Annotated in this window: 17 protein-coding genes and 1 pseudogene; 9 read left to right on the top strand and 9 right to left on the bottom strand. The window is 72.4% G+C overall.

What is annotated here, in order from left to right:
- The first annotated feature begins 32 nt into the window (after positions 1-32).
- Genes ABD329_RS10655 through fxsT form a run of 3 tightly spaced genes read left to right on the top strand, consistent with a single transcriptional unit; the run spans position 33 to position 7,032 of the window.
- Positions 33-1,496 (top strand): VMAP-C domain-containing protein, encoded by a 1,464-nt coding sequence (locus ABD329_RS10655; RefSeq protein ID WP_309142961.1) that lies wholly within the window; start codon positions 33-35, stop codon positions 1,494-1,496.
- The gene (locus tag ABD329_RS10650) at positions 1,493-2,674 is read left to right on the top strand and encodes an AAA family ATPase (protein ID WP_198281969.1); all 1,182 of its coding nucleotides are present in this window, start codon (positions 1,493-1,495) and stop codon (positions 2,672-2,674) included. The genes ABD329_RS10655 and ABD329_RS10650 overlap by 4 nt, the downstream gene beginning before the upstream one ends.
- Positions 2,671-7,032, top strand: a complete 4,362-nt coding sequence (gene fxsT / locus ABD329_RS10645) for an FxSxx-COOH system tetratricopeptide repeat protein (protein WP_344316267.1) — start codon at positions 2,671-2,673, stop codon at positions 7,030-7,032. Before ABD329_RS10650 ends, fxsT begins: the two co-directional genes overlap by 4 nt.
- Positions 7,033-7,099: 67 nt before the next feature.
- Here fxsT and ABD329_RS10640 read toward each other — a convergent pair whose 3' ends face one another.
- The 3 genes from ABD329_RS10640 to ABD329_RS10630 form a co-directional block, all read right to left on the bottom strand.
- Positions 7,100-8,830: an HEXXH motif domain-containing protein gene (locus ABD329_RS10640; RefSeq protein ID WP_344316265.1), complete on the bottom strand. Its 1,731-nt coding sequence runs from the start codon at positions 8,828-8,830 to the stop codon at positions 7,100-7,102.
- An 86-nt stretch (positions 8,831-8,916) separates the two neighbouring features.
- The gene (locus ABD329_RS10635; protein WP_198282495.1) at positions 8,917-9,105 is read right to left on the bottom strand and encodes a hypothetical protein; all 189 of its coding nucleotides are present in this window, start codon (positions 9,103-9,105) and stop codon (positions 8,917-8,919) included.
- A gap of 162 nt (positions 9,106-9,267) precedes the next feature.
- Positions 9,268-9,633 (bottom strand): DUF4232 domain-containing protein, encoded by a 366-nt coding sequence (locus tag ABD329_RS10630; RefSeq protein ID WP_344316264.1) that lies wholly within the window; start codon positions 9,631-9,633, stop codon positions 9,268-9,270.
- On the opposite strand from ABD329_RS10630, the gene ABD329_RS10625 reads away from it, so the two are divergent.
- Together ABD329_RS10625 and ABD329_RS10620 are read left to right on the top strand one after the other, a co-directional pair.
- Positions 9,626-10,003: a hypothetical protein gene (locus tag ABD329_RS10625; RefSeq protein WP_344316263.1), complete on the top strand. Its 378-nt coding sequence runs from the start codon at positions 9,626-9,628 to the stop codon at positions 10,001-10,003. The genes ABD329_RS10630 and ABD329_RS10625 overlap by 8 nt on opposite strands.
- Before the next feature lie 274 nt (positions 10,004-10,277).
- Positions 10,278-10,697: a LysM peptidoglycan-binding domain-containing protein gene (locus tag ABD329_RS10620; RefSeq protein ID WP_198278230.1), complete on the top strand. Its 420-nt coding sequence runs from the start codon at positions 10,278-10,280 to the stop codon at positions 10,695-10,697.
- Between the two features lie 97 nt (positions 10,698-10,794).
- Here ABD329_RS10620 and ABD329_RS10615 read toward each other — a convergent pair whose 3' ends face one another.
- Together ABD329_RS10615 and ABD329_RS10610 are read right to left on the bottom strand one after the other, a co-directional pair.
- Positions 10,795-11,064 (bottom strand): DUF1876 domain-containing protein, encoded by a 270-nt coding sequence (locus ABD329_RS10615; protein WP_037952439.1) that lies wholly within the window; start codon positions 11,062-11,064, stop codon positions 10,795-10,797.
- Between the two features lie 32 nt (positions 11,065-11,096).
- Positions 11,097-11,744: pseudogene (locus ABD329_RS10610) on the bottom strand (phosphoribosyltransferase); the annotation flags it as partial.
- A gap of 123 nt (positions 11,745-11,867) precedes the next feature.
- On the opposite strand from ABD329_RS10610, the gene ABD329_RS10605 reads away from it, so the two are divergent.
- Complete coding sequence (locus ABD329_RS10605; protein WP_198278228.1) at positions 11,868-12,107, top strand: hypothetical protein; 240 nt, start codon at positions 11,868-11,870, stop codon at positions 12,105-12,107.
- The gene (locus ABD329_RS10600) at positions 12,104-12,862 is read left to right on the top strand and encodes a DUF72 domain-containing protein (protein ID WP_198278227.1); all 759 of its coding nucleotides are present in this window, start codon (positions 12,104-12,106) and stop codon (positions 12,860-12,862) included. The genes ABD329_RS10605 and ABD329_RS10600 overlap by 4 nt, the downstream gene beginning before the upstream one ends.
- 15 nt (positions 12,863-12,877) lie before the next feature.
- On the opposite strand, the gene ABD329_RS10595 is transcribed toward ABD329_RS10600, so the two are convergent.
- The 4 genes from ABD329_RS10595 to ABD329_RS10580 are packed head-to-tail and all read right to left on the bottom strand — an operon-like array spanning position 12,878 to position 17,193.
- Positions 12,878-13,702, bottom strand: a complete 825-nt coding sequence (locus ABD329_RS10595) for a carbohydrate ABC transporter permease (protein WP_198278226.1) — start codon at positions 13,700-13,702, stop codon at positions 12,878-12,880.
- Entirely contained in the window at positions 13,699-14,607 is a 909-nt protein-coding gene (locus ABD329_RS10590) for a carbohydrate ABC transporter permease (protein ID WP_198278225.1), read from the bottom strand. Before ABD329_RS10590 ends, ABD329_RS10595 begins: the two co-directional genes overlap by 4 nt.
- Entirely contained in the window at positions 14,604-16,022 is a 1,419-nt protein-coding gene (locus ABD329_RS10585; protein ID WP_198278224.1) for an extracellular solute-binding protein, read from the bottom strand. Before ABD329_RS10585 ends, ABD329_RS10590 begins: the two co-directional genes overlap by 4 nt.
- A 31-nt stretch (positions 16,023-16,053) precedes the next feature.
- Positions 16,054-17,193 (bottom strand): PfkB family carbohydrate kinase, encoded by a 1,140-nt coding sequence (locus ABD329_RS10580; protein ID WP_198278223.1) that lies wholly within the window; start codon positions 17,191-17,193, stop codon positions 16,054-16,056.
- 214 nt (positions 17,194-17,407) lie between these two features.
- Between ABD329_RS10580 and ABD329_RS10575 the strand changes: the two genes are divergently transcribed.
- A complete protein-coding gene (locus tag ABD329_RS10575) occupies positions 17,408-18,169 on the top strand; it encodes a DeoR/GlpR family DNA-binding transcription regulator (RefSeq protein WP_198278222.1) in 762 nt (253 codons plus the stop codon).
- Positions 18,166-19,518: a 6-phospho-beta-glucosidase gene (locus ABD329_RS10570; RefSeq protein WP_198278221.1), complete on the top strand. Its 1,353-nt coding sequence runs from the start codon at positions 18,166-18,168 to the stop codon at positions 19,516-19,518. The genes ABD329_RS10575 and ABD329_RS10570 overlap by 4 nt, the downstream gene beginning before the upstream one ends.
- Positions 19,519-19,713: the final 195 nt, after the last annotated feature.

Raw genomic sequence — 19,713 nt, 5'->3', positions numbered from 1 at the left:
TGGCGGCCATGGGGGAAGGTGGCCTGAAATCGGTGGGCAGCCTGGTCACGGCGTTGAAGGAGTTCCGCTGTCTGACGGATCCGGATCTGCGCACGCTGTGTCTGGATCTGGTCGCCATGGAGCTGGAGATGACCAGCGTCCCCGTGCGCGCCCATCGGGTGACCGACTACTTCCTGGTGGAGCTGGCCCGCGAATGCCTGGAAAACGTGCGGATCATGCACGCGCTACGCGCGTCCCTCGCGGTGATGGCGGCGGCGGACCAGGACGCGATCAAGCGGCTCGACTCGGTCATGGAGCAGATGACGGCCCGTCCGGCGCTGCCCGAGACCGCCATCGCGAAGCTGCGGCCGCTGCTCGAGGAGCTGGAGATCGAGCAGCTGGGCCAGTTGTGCCGTACGGCGGCGGGCCCCTTGCAGGACGTCCCCGCGGTCACCGGCCCCTGGCACGCCTTCGAAGTGCTCAGCCGGATGAACGCGCAGCCGGGAGGGGTGCCGCCGGGGCTCGCCCTGGTGGAGTACCTCGCGGCGGCGGCGCGGCCGTTGCAGAGGGCCGACGCGCTGCGCGAATGGGCCGATGAGCAGGCCCGGGAGCTGGGCCTGACGCCCCAGCTGCGGTCGCTGCGGCAGCAGGTGGGGCATGCCGCCCCGGCCGGTCCGGTGGACGCCTATCTGGTGATCCGGCTGCTGCCGCGGGAGGAGGCCGGGGCTTACGAGCTCTCGTCCTGGCACCAGTACGACCCCACCGGCTGGCATCCGGTCCGCGGCCCGGTCACCCAGGTCACCGCGGAGACCGCGGAGCGGGCGGTCCAGACGCTGGTCTACCAGGCGGCCGAGGAGTGGGACGACGCCCGGGCGATCCACATCGAGTTCATGCTCGGCCCGGATGACCTGAATCTGCCGGTCCACCGCTGGCGTCTGGAGCTCGACAGCGAGCTGCCCATCCCGCTGTACATGGACCATCCGGTGGTCGTGCGGAGCCTGGAGCGCAGCTGGACCAGGCGCTGGCACCGGGAGTGGAAGCACCGCTGGAACCGCTTCGACCAGCAGCCCGAGCGCGCCAAGCAGCTCGTCGTGGACGGCGAGGACCCGGACAGCCCGCGCTCCGGCGACCCCACCGCGCTGCTGGCCCGGCTCAAGGCCGATCCGCGGGTGGTCGCCCTGGTCCTGACCTCGCCCCCGGGCACCACCCCCGAGGGCACCTCGGAGGCGCTGACCGCCTGGCGGGCCGGGATTCCGGTGGTCGCCTGGGACGGCCGGGCGACCCGGGACCCCGGCTTCGTCCAGCAGCTGGGACAAAAACAGGCCGACGCCAGCGGGAACCTGGCACGGCTCCGCGAAGCCGTGACAGAGTTACGTCTGGACGCCCATACGATCGACTCCGCGGAGCGGGAGCATCACCTGGGGCAACATGTGGTGCTCGTTTGGGACGACCCGACCCGTCCCGTGGAACCGCAAGGGCGCATGACGGGGCCGGACGAGGGGGTGGGTGGTCGATGAGCGACGAAGAGCCTGCGCGGCGCCACAACGGACGGATCCACCAGGATTCCGGTTCCGCCTCGGCCGCCCTGCCGTCCGGGATACCGCGCCCCTGGTGGATCTACCAGGGCACCGGGCGCCCGCTCCACGATGTGAGCCTGGAGGAGATCCTTCCGCCGCCGCCCCCGTGGCGCGCCTTCGGCGGGGTCTCGGCCTGCCCGGTCGGGGGCAACGGCAGGTCCGGCGCGTTATCGGACGCGGACGACGCCCCGACCGAGCCCCCGGCGCCGCCGGAGGACGAGCTGGACACCGCCCGGCGGCTGGGCGCGACCCCCCTGGGTGTGCGCTCCGACCCGGAGGAGGCGGATCTCGTCAACGCGGCGCTGATCCTCAGGCGTCCCCTTCTGGTGACCGGCCGCCCGGGCACCGGCAAGTCCACACTGGCGTACCGCATCAGCCGGGAGTTGGGCCTGGGCCGGGTGCTGCGCTGGCCGATCACCACGCGTTCGACCCTGCGGTCCGGGCTTTACGGCTACGATGCCGTCGGCCGTGTGCACGCCGCCGCGGCCGGCCAGGCGTCGGAGGGGGACAGCCGCGAACCCGGACCGGAGGACATCGGCGACTTCCTCCAACTCGGGCCGCTGGGCACGGCGATGCTCCCGCACCGCCTGCCGCGCGTCCTGCTCATCGACGAATTCGACAAGAGCGATATCGATCTGCCCAATGACCTCCTCGACATCTTCGAGGCCGGCGAGTACTCCATCCCGGAGCTGGTGCGCATCCGCAGACGCCGCCCGGCCGTATCGGTCCTCACCGACGACCCGGAGCGCGGTACCGTCATCGCCTCGGGGCGGGTGCGCTGCCGCGCCTTCCCCGTCGTCGTCATCACCAGCAACGGCGAGCGGGAGTTCCCGCCCGCGTTCCTGCGGCGCTGTCTCCAGCTGCGGCTGCCCGACCCGGGCGCGGACCGGCTCGCCGCGATCGTGGCCGCGCATCTGGGGCGGGCCGACGATCCGCGTGCTCGGGAGCTGATCCAGATGTTCGTCGAGCGCAGCGAGCGCGAAGGCGGCCTGGCCGCGGATCAGTTGCTCAACGCGGTGTATCTGGTGACGTCCCAGTCGCATGTTCCGGGGCCCGAGTGGGAGGAGCTACTGCGGGCCGTCTGGCACCGGCTGGACAGCGCAGCGGGCTCGACATGACACACGACCCAGGCGGCAGGTCCGCCGGGCCGGGCCCACGGGACCTCGACTGGCGGCAGCTCGCCGACGCCCTGTGGCTGGCGGTCTGCAAGGCCGAGACGGACCGCGGCCCCGGACCGCCGGCCCCCGGCCCCCTCCCCGGGACACCGGAGGCGGACGCCCCGCCGCCGGGTGACGAGCCGTCGGACGAGCCGCGGCAGGACCGGCGGGGGGAGCGCCCCGCCGCCGGCCCCGAGGGGGCGCCCGCGGTGTCGGAACCGCCGCTTCCCGCGGAGCTGGTCGGCGTCTCCGCGCCGCCCGGCGAGGCGGAGCCGGCGACCGTCGCGGAGGTCTTCGTGCCCGCGCGCCGGCCGTCCGCCGACGGGCCGCCGCTGCCCGAGCGCGCCCTGTCCCGGGCGCTGCGGCCGCTCAAGCGCACCACTCCCTCGCCGGTGGAGACGGAGGTCGACGAGGAGGCCACGGCCGAGCGCGCGGCGCGCGAGGGGCTGTGGGTGCCCGACCTGGTGCCCGTGCGCGAGCGCTGGATGGACGCCGTCCTGGTGGTGGACCGCGGCAGTTCGATGGTGGTGTGGCGGCGGACGGCCGCGCATCTGGTCACCGTGTTGCGACGCACCGGCGCCTTCCGGGACGTGCGGGTGCACCGGGTGAACACCGACCGTCCGTTACCCGCCGGGGACCGGTCACCGGTGGCCGGGATGGAGCCGCGCGGCAAGCGGACGGTGCTGGTACTGACCGACGGCATCGGCGCGGCCTGGGCCGACGAGAGCGCCCAGCGCGCGTTGGCCTGCTGGGCGCGGCACGCGTCGGTCGCGGTGCTGCACGTATTACGCCAGGGCCGCTGGCACCACACCGGCGTGGCGCCGGAACGGGTACGGGTGCGGGTGCCCGAACCGGGCGCGCCCAACGGGACCTGGCGGCGGGCGGACGGCGGTGCCTGGCCGGGCGGCGCGCCGCCGGTCCCGGTGCTGGAGCTGGACGCGCGGTGGATGGCCAACTGGGCGCGGCTGGTGGCCCGCCCGTCGGCGCGCGGCGAGGACACGATGGCGCTGCTGCCCGGAGCGCCCGCCGAACAATGGGACCCCGAACCGGAACCGAACGCCTGGGACCGCGTCTTCCGGTTCCGCGCCACCGCCTCGCCGAGCGCCTTCCGCCTGGCGTCCCGGCTGGCCGCCGCCCCGTTGAACATTCCCGTCATGGAGTTCGTGCAGGGCATCCACCAGCCCCAGGGCAGCCCGGGCGATCTGGCCGAGGTCCTGCTGGGCGGGTTGCTGCGCAAGGTGGGGACCGCCGACCCGCTGGACGAGACGGGTATCGGCTACGAGTTCCACGACGGGGTGCGCGAACTGCTGCTGTCCGCCGGGATGCGGGACGAGTCGCTGTACATCCTCGGCAGCGTCCTGGACCGGCTGGGCCGCCGCTGGAAACCGCTGCTGATGCTGCGCGATCTGCTCAACCACCCCTCGGGCTCGGTGGGAGACCTGCCGAGGACGGAGCGCCTGCTGCCGTACATCCGCCTTCAGGAACAGGTCTACCAGGCTCTTTCCGGGCCCTACCTGGAAGGTGCGCGCTCCTTTCGCGCCCTTGTCCTGGCCCATAAGGCGCTCGCCCGCTCGGGGGAAAGCCCGCCCGATCCAGTTGAAGACGCGTCACACAGGGGAAAATATGTGGTCTCCGAGGCGGTTGCGGCCATGACTGACTCCACTCCCCGAACAGACCCGCTGTCCCAGGCCGACGATTCACCATCCCCGCCGGCGCACGGCACGCCGGGTCCGGCGGGGGAGCATCTGAGAGGAACATTCGTGTCCGTGACCGCTGCCCGGACCCTGCCCACCGTGGAGGAGCGCCAGCCCGGGGAACCCCCGTCCATCTGGGGAAATGTACCGCCCCGGAACAACAACTTCACCGGGCGGCAGACGTTGCTCGACACCCTCCACGAGCGGCTGAGGAGCGAGGGCACCGCCGCCGTGCTGCCCGAGGCCCTGCACGGGCTCGGCGGGGTGGGCAAGTCACAGATCGCCCTGGAGTACGTCCATCAGCACGCCGCCGACTACGACGCGGTGTGGTGGATCCCGGCGGAGCGCCCCGAGCAGATCCGCCAGGCGCTGGTCCAGCTCGCCGACCGGCTCGGGCTGCACGCGGGCATGGAGGCCAACACGGCCGTGCCCAGCGTGCTCGACGCGCTCCGCACCGGACGCCCGTGCCGCAACTGGCTGCTGGTCTTCGACAACGCCGAGGAGCTGGAGACGGTTCGGCCGTTCTTCCCCGCGGGCGGGCCGGGCCGGATCCTGGTCACCTCGAGGAACGCCCAGTGGTCGCGCGCCGCCCGCACCGTCGAGGTGGACGTCTTCGAGCGGGAGGAGAGCATCGAGCTGCTGCGCCGCCGGGGGCCGGAGCTGCCGCGCGAACAGGCGGACCGGGTCGCCGACGCCCTGGGGGACCTTCCGCTGGCCATCGAGCAGGCGGCCGCGTGGCTCACCGAGACGGGGATGCCGGTCGACGAGTATCTCCAGGTCTTCGAGGACGAACGGGCCGATGTCTCCACCCGCCGCAATGAACTGCTGGCGGCGGGCGTTCCGGTGGACTACCCCGAACCGGTCGCCGCCGCCTGGAACATGTCGCTGCGGCGGCTGGCCGAAACCCATCCCGGTGCCCTCCAGCTCCTCCAGATGTGCTCGTTCTTCGCACCCGAGCCGATCTCCCGGCGGCTCTTCTCCGGTGTGCGGGGGGTGTCGCTCTCGCCCGAGCTGTCGGAGGTGCTTCAGGACCCCATCAGGCTCGGCCACGCGATCCGTGAGATCAACCGCTACGCCCTGATCAAGATCAATCACCGCAGCAACACGATCGAGATGCACCGGCTGGTGCAGGCCGTCCTGATCGGCCAGATGTCCACCCAGCAGCAGGCGGACATGCGGCACAGCGCCCATGTGCTGCTGGCCGTCGGCGACCCCAACGACGTGACTCCCGCGAACTGGGGGCGGTACGCCGACCTCCTCTCCCATGTCCGGGCGTCGCGCGCGATGGAGTGCGACGACAAATGGGTGCGGCAGATGGTGCGGAACCTGGTCCGCTTCCTCTTCATCTGGGGGGACCACGAGGGAGCGCTGGAGCTCGGCAACCAGGTGCGGCGGCAGTGGGTGGAAACGCTCGGTGAGGACAGTGCGGAGACGCTGGCGGTCTCCCGGACCCTGGGCCATGCCCTGACCGTGCTCGGCCACTTCAAGGAGGCCCGGGAGCTCAACCGCCGGACGCTGGAGCTCCAGCGTGCCAAGGACGGCGACGACCACGAGAACACCCTGGTGACGCAGGGCGCGGTCGCCGTCGACACCCGCTACCAGGGCGACTACGCGCGATACGTGGAGCTGGAGAAGGATCGCTGGACCAGGACCCTGCGGCTCTTCGGGGACGAGGACCCGTACTCCATCGGCGCGGTGAACGACTACGCCCTGGCACTGCGGGCGGTGGGGGACTACGAGCGCGCCCGGCAGCTGGACGAGGGCGCCCGGCGCACCGCCGGTCTGGTGCTCGGCGAGGACGCCCTGCTCACCATTCTGGTGGAGGCCAACCTCAGCATCGACGTCCGCGAGGGCGGGGACTACCTGGCCGCCCGCGACATGCTGGAGCAGACCTGCGCCCGCGCCCGTCAATCGCTCCCGCCGAACGCGCCCATCGGGGTCTTCGCCCTGCGCAACCTCGCCGTGGCGCGTCGCAAGGCGGGCGACCACGAGGGCGCCCTGGACCTCAGCCGGGAGGTGCTGGAGCGCTACCGGCTGCGCTACACCGAGCCCAACCTCCACATCACCATCACGGCCCTGGCCCTCTCGATGGATCTGCGGCAGACCGCCGATCTGGAGGGCGCCCGTGAGCTGGGCCGGAAATGCCTCGACGAGATGCGCGTCCTGCTGGGGGAACGGCATCCGGCGACCCTGGGCGCGGCGACCGACCTCGCCGTGACGCTGCGGCTGCTGGGCGAGACGGATGAGGCGCTGGCGCTGAACAAGGAGACGCTGCCGGTGCTCGTCGAGCGGCTGGCGGCCGACCACCCCACGGCGCTGGCCTGTGCCATCCACATGGCCAGCGACCACTACACCCTCGCGGACTACCAGGAGGCCCACGACCTGGACACCACGACCCTGGCGGCCTGCCGGTCCCGGCTCGGTGCGGACCATCCCACCACGCTCGCGTGTGCGGTCAATCTGTCGGGGGACCTGCGCGCGCTGGGCGAGGGCAGGCGGGCGGAGGAGCTGCACCAGGACGCGCTCGGCCGGCTGCGCCGGGTGCTGACGGCCAACCACCCGGCGACGGTCGCGGCGGCCCGGGGCATCCGGGCGGACTGCGATGTGGAGGCGATCTCCATCTGAGCCGCCGTCCGCGGATCCGTTCGCGGGGCCCGCGCCGCGCCCGTTCACTCGCGCGTACGCGTCCCGATCACTCGCGCGTACGCGTCCCCATCCACCGGGCCAGAGCGACCGGATCGGGACCCGTGCCCGGCGCGGTGCGCAGCTCCCGGTGGACGGCCAGGGCCAGTTCGGGGTGGTTGAGCAGTGTCGTCCTCGCCGCGCCGTCCGGCAGGCTGAGCGCGAGCCCCGCCCATGCCGCGATGTCGTCCGGGTCCGCTTCCAGGCGGGCCCGGTAGCCGCGCAGCGCGGCCGCGGTGTCCCCCGCGGCCCAGTCGAGGTCGGCCGGGCCGGGGGCGGGACCGCCCCCGGCCAGCCCCGCTCCCCCGCCCTCGCGCAGCCGGGCGAACCCGGCCGGATCCGCGAGCCGGAGCCGGGCGAGCGCGGGGCGCGACGGCGCCTCGGGGCGGGTCGGCCGGACGGAGGTCCCGGGCAGCTCTCCGGGCGGGTCGGTCCGCTCCCGCCAGGCCCGCGCCCACTGTGCGGTCGGCTCCGGGTCCGCCGCCAGGTGGCGCATGCGGTGGACGAGCCGGTGATCGTGGATCAGGTCGGACGCCAGGCGCGCCGGTACGGAGGGCACCCGCTGCGCGAGCCACAGGGTCAGCCGTCCCTCCAGCCGGTGGAGGAACTCCTCGCCCCGGGGCGTCGGTTCGGCATGGGTGAGGAGCGTGCGCAGCCCCGAGGCGGTCTGGGCCCGGCGCAGGGCGAACTCGAACGCGGCGGTGTCCCGGGCCGGTCCGGGCTCGGCGCGCCGCAGTCGGTCCCACCAGAACCCGGTCACGCCCAGGAACGCGTACACCCCTTGAAGGAGCCCGCGCAGCGGTCGCGGGTCCAGCCGCCAGGGCGCGTAGTGAATCTTCTCCAGGCCCCCTTCGATCAGGGGCACCAGGTCCATCAGGGCGCTGAGTTTGATGTGCTGGGCCTCGTGGACCAGCGCGGCGGCGAGGGTCAGCGGGTCCGTGGCCCCGTTGAGCAGCACACAACCGAAGGCCTCCGGCGACGAGGCGCTGAACGGTTCGGGCCAGGCGTCGTACGGCACGGGCACGACGGAGGACAGGCAGGCTCCGATTCCCCGCGGGTTCACCTGGCGCTGCTCCGAGACCAGCCGCCACGCATTGCCGAATCGCTCCTGCCAGCCCTGCCACTCTTCGTCGCCGAGCCGCTCCGGGTCCCGGATCCGGAGAAAGTCGCGATAGGGATCGAGGTCATCGACAAGGGGGGTGCAGACAATCCCCGCGTGCTCTCCGCGCAGCCGCCGCAGACCGTGCCAACCGGGAGCGTCCTCGGAGAAGTCGGCGGGCAGCGTCACCGAATAGGGGCCGGATAACACCGCCGCCTTCCCGCCGTATCCGACGACCTCGGCGACATCGGTGGTGTCCGGAATGCGGGCGAGTCCCAGGGCGGGCAACATCACCGCCCCCTCGCGGGCCGGAACAGCGCCGCGAAAGTCGATTCCGGCGAGAAGTGCCGCCGAGGCCGCTATGGCATGCAGATGTCCGACCGCGCTCCACAGCGGTCCGGCACCCGGTTCCAGACCGCGCAGCCTGCGCAGACAGCGGTTGAGCCATACGCCCGCAGGAGGGTGCAGCAGCAATGTGTCCACGGCTGCCGGGGAGCGGTTCTCGGCCCGAATCAGCAGGTGCCAGGCGTCCCGGGGCGGAGGAAGGGGACCGGGCAGGGCGGGGTGCGCGGAAGCGATGTCCACCAGGGCGTGGAGCAGCAGCATGGCCCGGCTGCGCTGTCCCGACCTGAGTTCGGCCACCGCCGAAGGGCCGCCCGAGCCCCGCGCCAATTCGGCGAAACTCTCCGCCGACAAACGATGGTTGAGACCCCGCGTGGAAGAGGGCGTCATAGCGGGCTGACTGACCCACAGCCTTCCGACGACGACGAGTTGCCGCCGACCGTCGGCGGGCACTGGACGATGTCGAGCAGCCGCTCCGTCACCGCGGAAAGCCCTTCGTGTCGCTCGAGGTCTTCGAGTGTCGCCCCCGAAAGGTCCAGCAGCTCTGTCTCGACCTCGGTCGCGACCCGCTCCATGACACCGTCCCCCTCCGGACGCTCCCTAATGGCTCATATGAGGCATCCCCATGGTGTCTTACCCCTTTTGATTGCGAAAGAGTGAACACGGCCAGTCGGCGCCTGCGTTGTCAAGATTTTCGGTCACTTCCGCGCGCCCGGGAGCCCCCCGATATGCCGGTGTCATCCGCCCGTTCCGGATTGCGTCGTCTCGACCTCGAACACGCCTCCGCACACCCGGAACGACCCGGCCGGGACGCTCATCGCGTCGAAGGAATCCGGCGGATAGACCCGGATCCGCGCGGCGGTGCGCCGGCACGGGGTGTCGTTCATGCCCTCGTTGAGCGTGTGCAGACTGCTCGAGGCGCTGCCGCCGGGCGGCAGCGAGACCGGGGAGCGGGTGGGGCCGCGCCGGGTGGCGGGGTCACCGATCACCGCGCCGGTGGAGTCGAGCAGCGAGACACCGGGGTATCCGGTGAGGGTGCAGGTCCTGGTCGACTTGTTGGTGAACACCAGGGGCAGGTACACATTGCCGGCGCCGATGTCCATCCGGCCCACCGCCAGCGTCAACTGCGCCTTGGAGCAGACGCGGCGCACCCCGGACGCGGCGGCGGGCCGCGAGGAGGACGGGGGCGAGGGCGGAGGGGACTGCGCGGTCCGCGAGGCGGGCCGTTCGTTCCGGGAGGAGCCGCTGTCCGAAGAGGCGGAGGAGGCGGCCGAAGGAGAGGAGGGTGGCGCGGCGGAGGAGGCGGAGGTGACGGACGGGGCGCGCCGCGCGGAGTCCCCGTCCCCGGTGTCGCTGCCGCACGCGGTGACCGTGGCCAGCGCGCCGATCAGCAAGGCGCATAAGACGGGCGGCCGGGACCGCGCTGCCGCCGTGCGTCGAGCCGTGCGCCGAGGAGCCGAACCGTTCCGTTGACTCATGAGCGACCTCCCGAGGTCAGCCGTCTGCCGGGCCACCGGCATCGAGGGCGGGTGCCCCGATGCCTCCCGCGCATTCCCCCTTGGGTCTCCCTTCCCCGCGCGCGGGCTCTTATGTCCGGGGCACATTGATCGCGTCGGCGCGCAAATTCCTCACATTGGATTCTCTACCGCAAACACCCGAACGCCTTGTCCACTCCAGAACCCTGGGATTACTGTTCGGCAGCCATCGCACTCGCCAACTGCCGTACCAGGACAGGAAGAAGGACTCCATGGCAGCACGCGGACGTCATCGCCGGCCCCGGCCCCACCGTGTCTCCCGCACCTCGCTCGCGATCACCGCGGGCGGTGCCGGCGTCGCCCTGCCGCTCATCGGCATCGGCCAGGCGAACGCCGCCTCAGCCCCCACGCCCACCTCGCCGAGCCCGACCGCCACCACCGTCACGGCCGTCACGACCACGAGGGCCGAGCCGCTGCTCATCGTCCCGAAGGCCGTGCCCGAACCACCGGCCAAGGCCCAGCCCCGGGCCGGGTCGTACACCGTCGTCCGCGGCGACACCCTCTCCCGGATCGCGGACCGGGAGAGAGTGGCGGGCGGCTGGGAGCGGCTCTACGAGATCAACCGCCAGGTCATCGGCGCCGACCCGGATCTGATCCGGCCCGGCCAGCAGCTCACCCTCGGCCACCGCTGAACGAGCCCGCACACGGACAGTGCGCGCCCGTGCACACGCACAGGAGCCTCCGCCCGCGGTGGTCCACCGCGGCGGACGCTCCTTCGCCTCAACGGCCTTACATCACCAAATGCGCCTTGGAATGGGTGACTTCCTCAATGTCGCCGCCCGCCTTGCCGATCAGCCGGTGCGCCAGATTGGTCAGTGCCCGCGCCGCCGCGATCTCCTCGCCGACCCTCGGCTGTGCCGGGTCGTCGGGGTTGCGGTTGGCCCGGCCCTGGGCCAGCATCTCCGTGCCGTCGTGCATCCTCAGCCGGACGACCGCTTCGGTCAGCGGGCCGATCTCACGGAACTCCATCTGAATGTCGCATCCCACGATCGTCTCCATCGCGCTCACCTCCTGCGTCACCTTCCAGGATGCGCCTCACCGGTCTCTCCGGTCGACCGGGACAGCAACTCCACCACCTCGTCGTCCGCGGTCTGCGAGAAGTCCTCGTACCACTCCCCCACCGCCGCGAAGTCCGAGGGGGTGGAGAGGGCGACCACCTCGTCCGCGTCCTCGCGCAGCGCGGCGACCGCGTCCGGTGGCGCCACCGGCACGGCGAGGACCACTCGCGCGGCTCCCTGGGCCCGTGCCACCCGGCAGGCGGCCTGGGCCGTGGCGCCGGTCGCGATGCCGTCGTCCACGATGACCACGGTGCGGCCCTCGGCCGGGATCCGCGAGCGGCCCCGGCGGAACCGGTGCGCCTTGCGGTCCAGCTCCTCCCGCTCGGTCCGCTCCACCTCGGCGAGGTCCTCCTGATCGGCCCGGCTCATCCGCACGATCGCCTCGTGGATGACCCGTACATCGCCCTCGCCGATGGCGCCGAACCCCAGCTCCCGGTGGTAGGGGACGCCGAGCTTACGGACGATGATCACGTCCAGGGGCGCATGGAGCGCCCGGGCCACCTCGAAGGCCACCGGCACCCCGCCCCGCGGCAGCCCGAGCACGACCGGTTTCTCATCCGCCAAGGGGCGCAGTGCCTCGCCGAGGCGCTGCCCGGCGTCCGTCCGGTCGGTGAAGATCATGACTCACCCCCGCTCCTGAAGACTCGTCCCGATATCAAGCCGCCGGTCCGCCCGTCCGCGCACCGGCGGTTCCCGGCCGGTGGCCGGGGCGCGCGGATACCGGAGACCCGGCACCCTGGAGGTATGGAGAACGCCACAGACCCGGACGAGTCCGGTTACCCCGTCTTCGTCGAGTCAATCGAGGCCGACGCCCGCTACCGGCTGGTGCGGCTGCGTGGCCTGGGGTGCGAGCCGCTGGAACGGGAGGAGTTCGCGCCGCGCGTCCGGCAGGTCTTCCCCGATATCGACCTCGACGACCCGGCCCAGGTGCACTGGGAGGACCGGCCCGGGCAGTGGCCGCCCTGGCATCCGGGCGAGGCATGACCGCCCTGATCGGCACCTCGGGATGGCAGTACCGGGACTGGCGCGGCGATCTCTACCCCGAGGGCTGTCCGCAGCGGCTGTGGCTGGAGGAGTACACCCGAGCCTTCGCCACGGTGGAGAGCAACAACGCCTTCTACCGGCTTCCCTCGTACGACCAGTTCGCCACCTGGCGGGAGCGGCTGCCCGAGGGCTTTGTGATGGCGCTGAAGGCGAGCCGCTACCTCACCCACATCAAGCGGCTGCGCGATCCGGAGGAGCCGGTGGAGCGGCTGATGTCCCATGCGGCCGGGCTCGGCGACCGGCTGGGCCCGGTGCTGGTGCAGTTGCCGCCCACCCTGCGCGCCGACGGCGAGCTGCTGGACCGCTGTCTGGGCTGCTTCCCCTCCGGGACCCGGGTGGCCGTAGAGCCCCGGCACACCTCCTGGTGGACCGAGGAGATCCGCGCGGTGCTGGAGCGCCGCGCGGCCGCGCTGTGCTGGGCCGACTCCGGCTCCCGCCCGGCCACCCCGCTGTGGCGGACCGCGGGGTGGGGGTATCTGCGCTTCCACGGCGGCCTCGCCCGCCCGGCCCCGCGCTACGGGCGCCAGGCGCTGACCACCTGGGCGCGGCGGATCGAGGACGCCTGGCCGGCCGACGCGGAGGTCTATGTGTACTTCAACAACGACACGGGCGGGGCGGCGGTGCACGACGCGGCCGCCTTCGCCCGCGCCGTGGCCCGCCTCGGCCGCCCGGTCAGCCGCACCCCCTCGGCTTGACGGCACCCGCCGGGCTCACTCCTTCACCGCCCCGCCCAGCATGCCCTCGATGAACCGGCGCTGGAGTGCCACGTAGACCGCGACCACGGGCAGGGCGATGAGCACCGAGGCCGCCGCGAGCAGCGCCGCGTCGGAGCTGTGCTGGCCCTGGAAGAAGGCGAGGCCGAGGGGGACCGTGCGGTGGGCCTCGTCGCTGACCATCACCAGGGCCATCAGGAACTCGTTCCAGGTCCACATGAAGGTGATCACGACCATGGTGGAGATCGCCGGGCGGCCCATCGGGACCAGCACCCGCCACAGCGTGGTCCAGGTGTTCGCCCCGTCGATCCGGGCCGCCTCGATCACCGACCGTGCGCTGCCGCGGAAGTACGTGCGCATCCAGAAGACCCCGAAGGCCAGGGACTGCGCGGTCTGCGGCAGGATCAACGCCCAGTAGCTGTCGGTGAGTTCGGCGTAGCGCAGATCGAAGTAGAGGGGGACGACCAGCGCCTCCTGGGGCAGCGTCAGCCCGATCACGAAGAGGTGGAACAGCACCGTGGAGCCGGGGAAGCGCATCACCCCGAAGGCGTACGCGGCGAGGATGGCCAGCACGGTGGTGGCGGCCACCACGACCGCCGTGACCAGCACCGAGTTCCCCAGATAGGTGCCGAAGTGGCCACGGCTCCAGGCGTCGGCGAAGTTGCTCCAGTGCAGCCCGTCCCTGGGCAGCGAGAAGCCCGTGTCCAGCGAGTTCTGTGAGCCGAAGGCCGTGGCGAGGATGCCGATCACGGGGGTGAGGGCGATGACGGTGAAGAGGGCGAGGATCCCGTAGGTGACGTTGCGTTCCAGGCGTGTGGTCATGGCCGCCGCCCTTCCACGAGCCGGGAGACCGTGACGGTCAGGACGAAGATCAGGACCGTGAGGGCCACGCCGACGGCGGCGGCCGAGCCGACCTGGTTGGTCTCGAAGGCCCGGTGGTAGACCTCGTAGGCGGGTACGGAGGTGGCGTTTCCGGGGCCGCCGCTGGTGGTGATGTAGATCAGGTCGAAGTTGCGCAGCCCGGCCACGATGGTCAGCGTGAGCGCCACCGCGATCTGCGGCCGCAGACCGGGCAGGGTGACGGTGCGGAACTCGCGCAGCGGCCCGGCGCCGTCCATCCGCGCCGCCTCGTACAGCTCGCGCGGGATGCGCTGGGCCCCGGCGAGGAAGAGGACCATGCACAGCCCGGTGCCGACCCAGGTGCCAACGACGCCCACGGCGGGCAGCGCCCAGGTGTAGTCGCCGAGCCAGGGGCGGGCGAGCCCGCCGAGGCCGACCGCGCGGAGGGCGTCGTTGAGCAGCCCGTCGGGGGCGAGGATCGAGCGCCAGGCCACCCCGACCACGATCAGCGCGAGGACCTGCGGCAGGAACAGGACCGTACGGAAGAAGGTCATCCCCCGGATCCGGGCCCGGGACATCACGGCGGCCAGCAGCAGCCCGATGGCCACCGGCAGGGCGGCGTAGAAGACGAGCAGCAGCAGCGCGTGGAGGAAGGGGGCGCGCAGGCTCGGATCGGTGAACAGCGCTCGGTAGTTGTCGAATCCGGCGGGGGTGGCGACCGTCAGCCCGTCCCAGTGCACAAAGGACAGCCACACCGACTGCCCGAAGGGGTAGAGCAGGAAGACGGCGTACACGATCACCGCGGGCAGGATGTAGAGGTAGCCGATGGCGCGCGGTTCGCCGGGCGCGCGGCGGCGGTAGGCCCTGGTCAGGGCGGCGAGCCTCATCGGGGTCCCGCCGAGGTGTGCTGCTCGCGCCGCTTCTTCATAAAGGCGCCGTAGTCCTTCTGGAGCGTCGCGGCGAAGCCGTCCGGGGAGGTCTTGCCGCTGACCACGCCCTGGAGGGCGGCCGAGAGGGTGTCGTAGAAGGTGGGGGTGGAGTAGTCCAGGTACGGGACGAGTCCATCGGCCGCGCTCAGCCGCTTCCATCCGGCGATCATCTGGCCGTCGACGCTGTCCGGGCTCACCCCCGCCGCGGCCTTGGCGGGCACGGCGGGCAGCACTCCGTGCCGGGTCATCACATCGGCGGCGTGTGCGTCGGTGAGGAAGTCCAGATAGGCGGCGGCCACCTCCGGGTGGCGGGAGCGGGAGGTGATGGACCAGGCCAGGCCCTGGCCGCCGGTGGTGACGGGGTCGCCGCCGGCCTTGGCGGGCGGGGGCGGCATGATGCCCAGGTTGTCCCCCATGGACTTCTTCAGGTCAGCCAGCTGCCAGGTGCCGGTCAGCAGATACGCGCCGTCGCCGGAGGCGAACTTCTTGGCCGCGTCGTCGTAGCCGAGGCCGTTGGCGCCGCCGGGCAGATAGCCGCGCTTCGCCCAGTCGGCGAGGGTGGCCGCGGCGCTCTTGGTGGCGGCGTTGTCGAAACCGCCGCCGCGGCCGAGGACGGTGTCACGGGCGTCGGCGGCGCCGAGCTGGTCGTGCAGCACCCCGAAGCTGTGGATGGCGGGGTACTTGTCGAGGTTGCCGAACTGGATCGGCAGCTCGCCGCGGTCCTTGAGCTTGGCCAGGCCGTCGGTGAACTCGCCCCAGGTGCGCGGGGGTTGGAGCCCCGCCTGCTTCAGCCGCTCCTTGTTGTAGTAGAGGCCGATGTACTCCCCGGTCTGGGAGATGCCGTACAGCCGGCCCCTGCCGAAGTCCGCGCCGTCGGCGGAGACCCGGTTGAGGTTCAGCAGGGTCGCGGGGTAGCGGGTGTTCCAGTCGTAGATCCCGGCGTAGTTGTCCAGCGGGGCGAGCAGCCCGGCCCGGACGAAGGCCACCATATCGGGGTAGCCCTGGTTGGCCTGGATGACATCGGGCGGATGGTTGCCGGAGACGGCCAGCTTCAGGGTGGTCTTCAGATCGGTGAAGCTCCGGGCGACCCGCTTGATCCGCACATTGGGGTACTTCCGCTCGAACTCCCGGTTCAGCTGCTGTATCTCGCCGTTGGTCCCGCCGCGTATCTCCTGGTCCCATACGGTCAGCGTGGTCTTTCCGGCCTTCGCCGGATCGGGTATGGCGGTGGCCGCGCCGGTCCCGGCACCGGCGGCCCCCGAGCCGTCGGTGCCGGGGACGCACCCCGCGGCGAGCAGGACGACACCGATGGCGAGCGCGGCCGGGACGGCTCTGCCGCGTGGCCGGCACGCCCCGGTACGGGCGAGTTCCATGGGGTTCTCCTCGATGCGGTGATCAGGACCGTCAGGACCGTTGGGCACTGTCATGCACCCGGAAGCCGATGGTGGGCAGGGCCCGCAGCCGTGGGCAGCCGTGCACCCGGTCCGGGATCAGATCGCCCAGGAAGGCGTAGCGGCGGGCGAGTCCGGCCGCGTCCGCCCCGCCGTCACCGGCCGCCCGCCGCGCACGGTTCCACCAGGCGGCCACCTCCGGCCAGCCGGGCGCGGCCAGGGAGCCGCCGAAGTGCTGGACGGAGAGGGCGGCGGTGAGGTTGGCGAAGGCGAGCCGGTCGGCGAGCGGCCAGCCCGCGAGCGTGCCGGTCAGGAATCCGGCCACGAAGACATCGCCCGCCCCGGTCGGGTCCAGCGCGTCCACGGGCAGCCCGGGCACCTCGGCGCGCTCCCCGGAGACCGAGTCGATGGCCACGGCGCCCTCGGCGCCCCGGGTGACGACGGCGATCGGCACCAGCTCCGCCAGGGCGCGCACCGCCCGCTCGGGGCTGTCGGTGCGGGTGTAGCGCTGGGCCTCGGCGGCGTTGGGCAGAAAGGCGTGGGCGTAGGGCAGATCGGGGAGCGCGGCGGGGTCCCAGCGGCCGGTCTCGTCCCAGCCGACATCGGCGAAGATCTTGCTGCCCTGGGCGTGCGCCCGGCGCACCCAGTCCTCCTGACGCCCCGGTTCGAAGGTGGCCACACCGGCGCGGGAGGGCGGCGGCGCGCCCCGGACGGCGGGCGGTGGGGCCGGGTGCTCATGGGTGACCATGGTGCGCTCGCCCTCGTACGCCATGGAGACGGTGACCGGGGAGTGCCAGCCGGGGACGCGGCGGGAGGGGGTGAGGTCCACGCCCTCGCCGAGGGCCAGGCTCTCCCAGCAGTAGTCGCCGTAGACATCGGCGCCGAAGGCGGCGGCGAGCGTGGTGTGCAGGCCCAGCCGGGCCAGGGCGGTGGCCATGTTGGCGATGCCGCCGGGGCTCGATCCCATACCGCGCGCCCAGGACTCGGTGCCGCGGACGGGGGCGTGGTCGAGCCCGGTGAAGATGATGTCCAGGAACACGGTGCCGGTGAGGTAGACGTCGTGCTCGGGGTCCGTGGGGGCGCGCAGCGCCGCGAGCGGGTCGATCGGGTGGATCGGGTGGATCGGATCAGGGGTTGCGGCCGTGGTGCTCACCGACGTGCCTTTCCTTGTTCGGCGGGGCCTGTTCGCGCCCAGGGCCCTCCTGACGGATCTCCGCGGCGTCGCGACGCCCGGCGCGCTCTCTCGCCCACGGGAATCCGTCAGGAGGACCCTGGTTACGTGAGCGACACCTTGCACCTCACCTGGGGTGAATGCAAGAGGTCGATCAGAGTCGCGCACACTCGCTCACCTGGAGTACGTTGCCACCATGCTGCGAGAGAGCCGCCACGAGAAGCTGCTGAGCATCCTCGGCGAGGAGGGCGTGCTGCCCATCGGGGAGATCGCCACGCGTCTCGGCGTCAGCGAGGCCACGGCCCGGCGGGACATCACCGAGCTGGGCCGGGCGGGCCGGCTCACCCGGGTCTACGGCGGCGCGGTGGCGGCGCCCACCCAGGACGAGGAGCGCCCGTTCAGCGAGGTGGTGGTCGACGACCTGGCCGACAAGGAGGCCGTGGCCCGGGCCGCCGCGGAGCTGGTGGCGGACGGCGATGTGCTGCTGCTGGACATCGGCACCACCACCCTCCAGCTCGCCAAGCTGCTGCGCGGCCGTCCGGTCACCGTGGTGACCAGCAATCTCGCGGTCTACGACGAGCTGCGCGACGACCCGAAGGTGACCCTGATCCTGCTGGGCGGGCAGGTGCGCGCCAACTACCGCTCCGTGGTCGGCTTCCTCACCGAGTCCAACATCCGCCAGCTGCGGGTCGGCCGGCTCTTCCTCGGCGCGAGCGGGGTGCTCCCCGACGGCAGCGTGCTGGACAGCACCCATGTGGAGGTGCCGGTCAAACGGGCCATGCTCGGCGCGGCCCGGGAGGTGGTGCTGCTGGTCACCGCGGGAAAGTTCCCCGGTGACACCGGCCTCGCCCGGATCTGCGGACCGGAGGGCATCGACACCCTGATCACCAACAGGACATCCGACCCGGCGACGCTCGCCGTGTTCCGCGAGGGCGATGTGGAGGTAGTGACCGTATGAGGCTGACCGTGCTGGGCGGCGGGGGGTTCCGTATGCCCCTGGTGTACCGGGCGCTGCTCGATGACACCGGGGACGAGGCGGGGCGCTGCACCGAACTGGTGCTGTACGACACCGACCAGCGCCGGCTGGACGCGATCCGCGCGGTCCTGGCCGAGCAGGCCACGGGCCGCCCCACCGCCCCCGCGGTCCGGGCCACCACCGATCTCGATCAGGCGCTGCGCGGCGCCGACTTCGTCTTCTCGGCCATCCGCGTCGGCGGTCTGGAGGGCCGGGCGAGCGACGAGCGGATTCCGCTCGGCGAGGGGGTGCTGGGGCAGGAGACCGTCGGCGCGGGCGGAGTGCTCTACGGGCTGCGCACCCTGCCGGTGGCGCTGCGGATCGCCGAGCGGATCGCCACCGTGGCGCCGGGCGCCTGGGTCATCAACTTCACCAACCCGGCGGGCATGGTCACCGAGGCGATGCAGCGGGTGCTCGGCGACCGGGTGATCGGCATCTGCGACTCCCCGGTCGGCCTGTGCCGCCGCGCCGCGCGGGCGGTCGGCGCCGACCCGGACCGGGCCACGTACGACTATGTGGGCCTGAACCATCTGGGCTGGCTGCGCCGGGTGGTGGTGGACGGCCGGGACCGGCTGCCGGAGCTGCTCGGCGACACCGCCGCCCTGGAGTCGTTCGAGGAGGGCAAGCTCTTCGGCGCCGAGTGGCTGCGGGCGCTGGGCGCGCTGCCCAACGAGTATCTGCACTACTACTACTTCAACCGGGAGGCGGTGGCCTCGATCCGGCAGGCCCCGGCCACCCGTGGCGAGTTCCTCCGCGACCAGCAGGCCCGGTTCTACGAGACGGCGGGCTCGGGCGCGCCCGGGGCGCTCCGGGAGTGGGAGCGCACCCGGCTGGAGCGCGAGGCCACGTACATGGCCGAGAGCCGTGAGGCCACCGGCGGCTGGGAGCGCGACTCCTGCGATCTGGACGGCGGCGGCTACGACCGGATCGCGCTGGCCATCATGCGGGCGATCGCCCGCGATGAGCGCGCCACGCTGATCCTCAACGTACGCAACCGGACGGCCGTCCCCGGTCTTGACGAGGACGCCGTGGTGGAGGTGCCCTGTCTGGTGGACGCGGGCGGCGCGCGGCCGCTGGCGACCGGCGCGGTGGCGCCGGACCAGCTCGGCCTGATGCTGTCGATCAAGGCGGTGGAGCGCTCGGCCATCGAGGCGGCCACGACCGAAGCGGGCAGCGATTCGGGCATCGCCCGCGGTGCGGCCCTGCGGGCCCTGGCGCTCCACCCGCTGGTGGACTCGGTCAAGGTCGCGAGCCGGATTCTCGACGCCTCCGGGGCGCTGACCCGCCTTTAGGGCCGCCTTAGCACATGTCCGTTCGGGCATTCCCCAGTATCTGAACCCGCCCGGACGGGCTCCGTTCACGCCCTCTTTCGGCAAACGGGCGAGAAACGGGCCCACCGGGTGGACAACCAGGCAGCCGGGTTCCTCACCGTCCGTTGCGTCATCCGTCCTGAGCTGCTCTTATAACGGTTGTGAAACGGGCGCATA

Source organism: Streptomyces javensis (genome assembly GCF_039525925.1).
In the GTDB taxonomy this organism is placed as follows: Bacteria; Actinomycetota; Actinomycetes; order Streptomycetales; family Streptomycetaceae; genus Streptomyces; species Streptomyces asiaticus.
Note: the sequence above shows the minus strand (reverse complement) of the source record. Positions and strands in the feature narration are given on the sequence as shown.

Coding starts and splice junctions, on each gene's coding strand:
- ABD329_RS10650 (WP_198281969.1), top strand. CDS start 1,493: ATGAGCGACGAAGAGCCTGCGCGGCGCCACAACGGACGGATCCACCAG.
- fxsT (WP_344316267.1), top strand. CDS start 2,671: ATGACACACGACCCAGGCGGCAGGTCCGCCGGGCCGGGCCCACGGGAC.
- ABD329_RS10635 (WP_198282495.1), bottom strand. CDS start 9,105: ATGGAGCGGGTCGCGACCGAGGTCGAGACAGAGCTGCTGGACCTTTCG.
- ABD329_RS10625 (WP_344316263.1), top strand. CDS start 9,626: ATGTCCATCCGGCCCACCGCCAGCGTCAACTGCGCCTTGGAGCAGACG.
- ABD329_RS10630 (WP_344316264.1), bottom strand. CDS start 9,633: ATGGACATCGGCGCCGGCAATGTGTACCTGCCCCTGGTGTTCACCAAC.
- ABD329_RS10620 (WP_198278230.1), top strand. CDS start 10,278: ATGGCAGCACGCGGACGTCATCGCCGGCCCCGGCCCCACCGTGTCTCC.
- ABD329_RS10615 (WP_037952439.1), bottom strand. CDS start 11,064: ATGGAGACGATCGTGGGATGCGACATTCAGATGGAGTTCCGTGAGATC.
- ABD329_RS10605 (WP_198278228.1), top strand. CDS start 11,868: ATGGAGAACGCCACAGACCCGGACGAGTCCGGTTACCCCGTCTTCGTC.
- ABD329_RS10600 (WP_198278227.1), top strand. CDS start 12,104: ATGACCGCCCTGATCGGCACCTCGGGATGGCAGTACCGGGACTGGCGC.
- ABD329_RS10595 (WP_198278226.1), bottom strand. CDS start 13,702: ATGACCACACGCCTGGAACGCAACGTCACCTACGGGATCCTCGCCCTC.
- ABD329_RS10590 (WP_198278225.1), bottom strand. CDS start 14,607: ATGAGGCTCGCCGCCCTGACCAGGGCCTACCGCCGCCGCGCGCCCGGC.
- ABD329_RS10585 (WP_198278224.1), bottom strand. CDS start 16,022: ATGGAACTCGCCCGTACCGGGGCGTGCCGGCCACGCGGCAGAGCCGTC.
- ABD329_RS10575 (WP_198278222.1), top strand. CDS start 17,408: ATGCTGCGAGAGAGCCGCCACGAGAAGCTGCTGAGCATCCTCGGCGAG.
- ABD329_RS10570 (WP_198278221.1), top strand. CDS start 18,166: ATGAGGCTGACCGTGCTGGGCGGCGGGGGGTTCCGTATGCCCCTGGTG.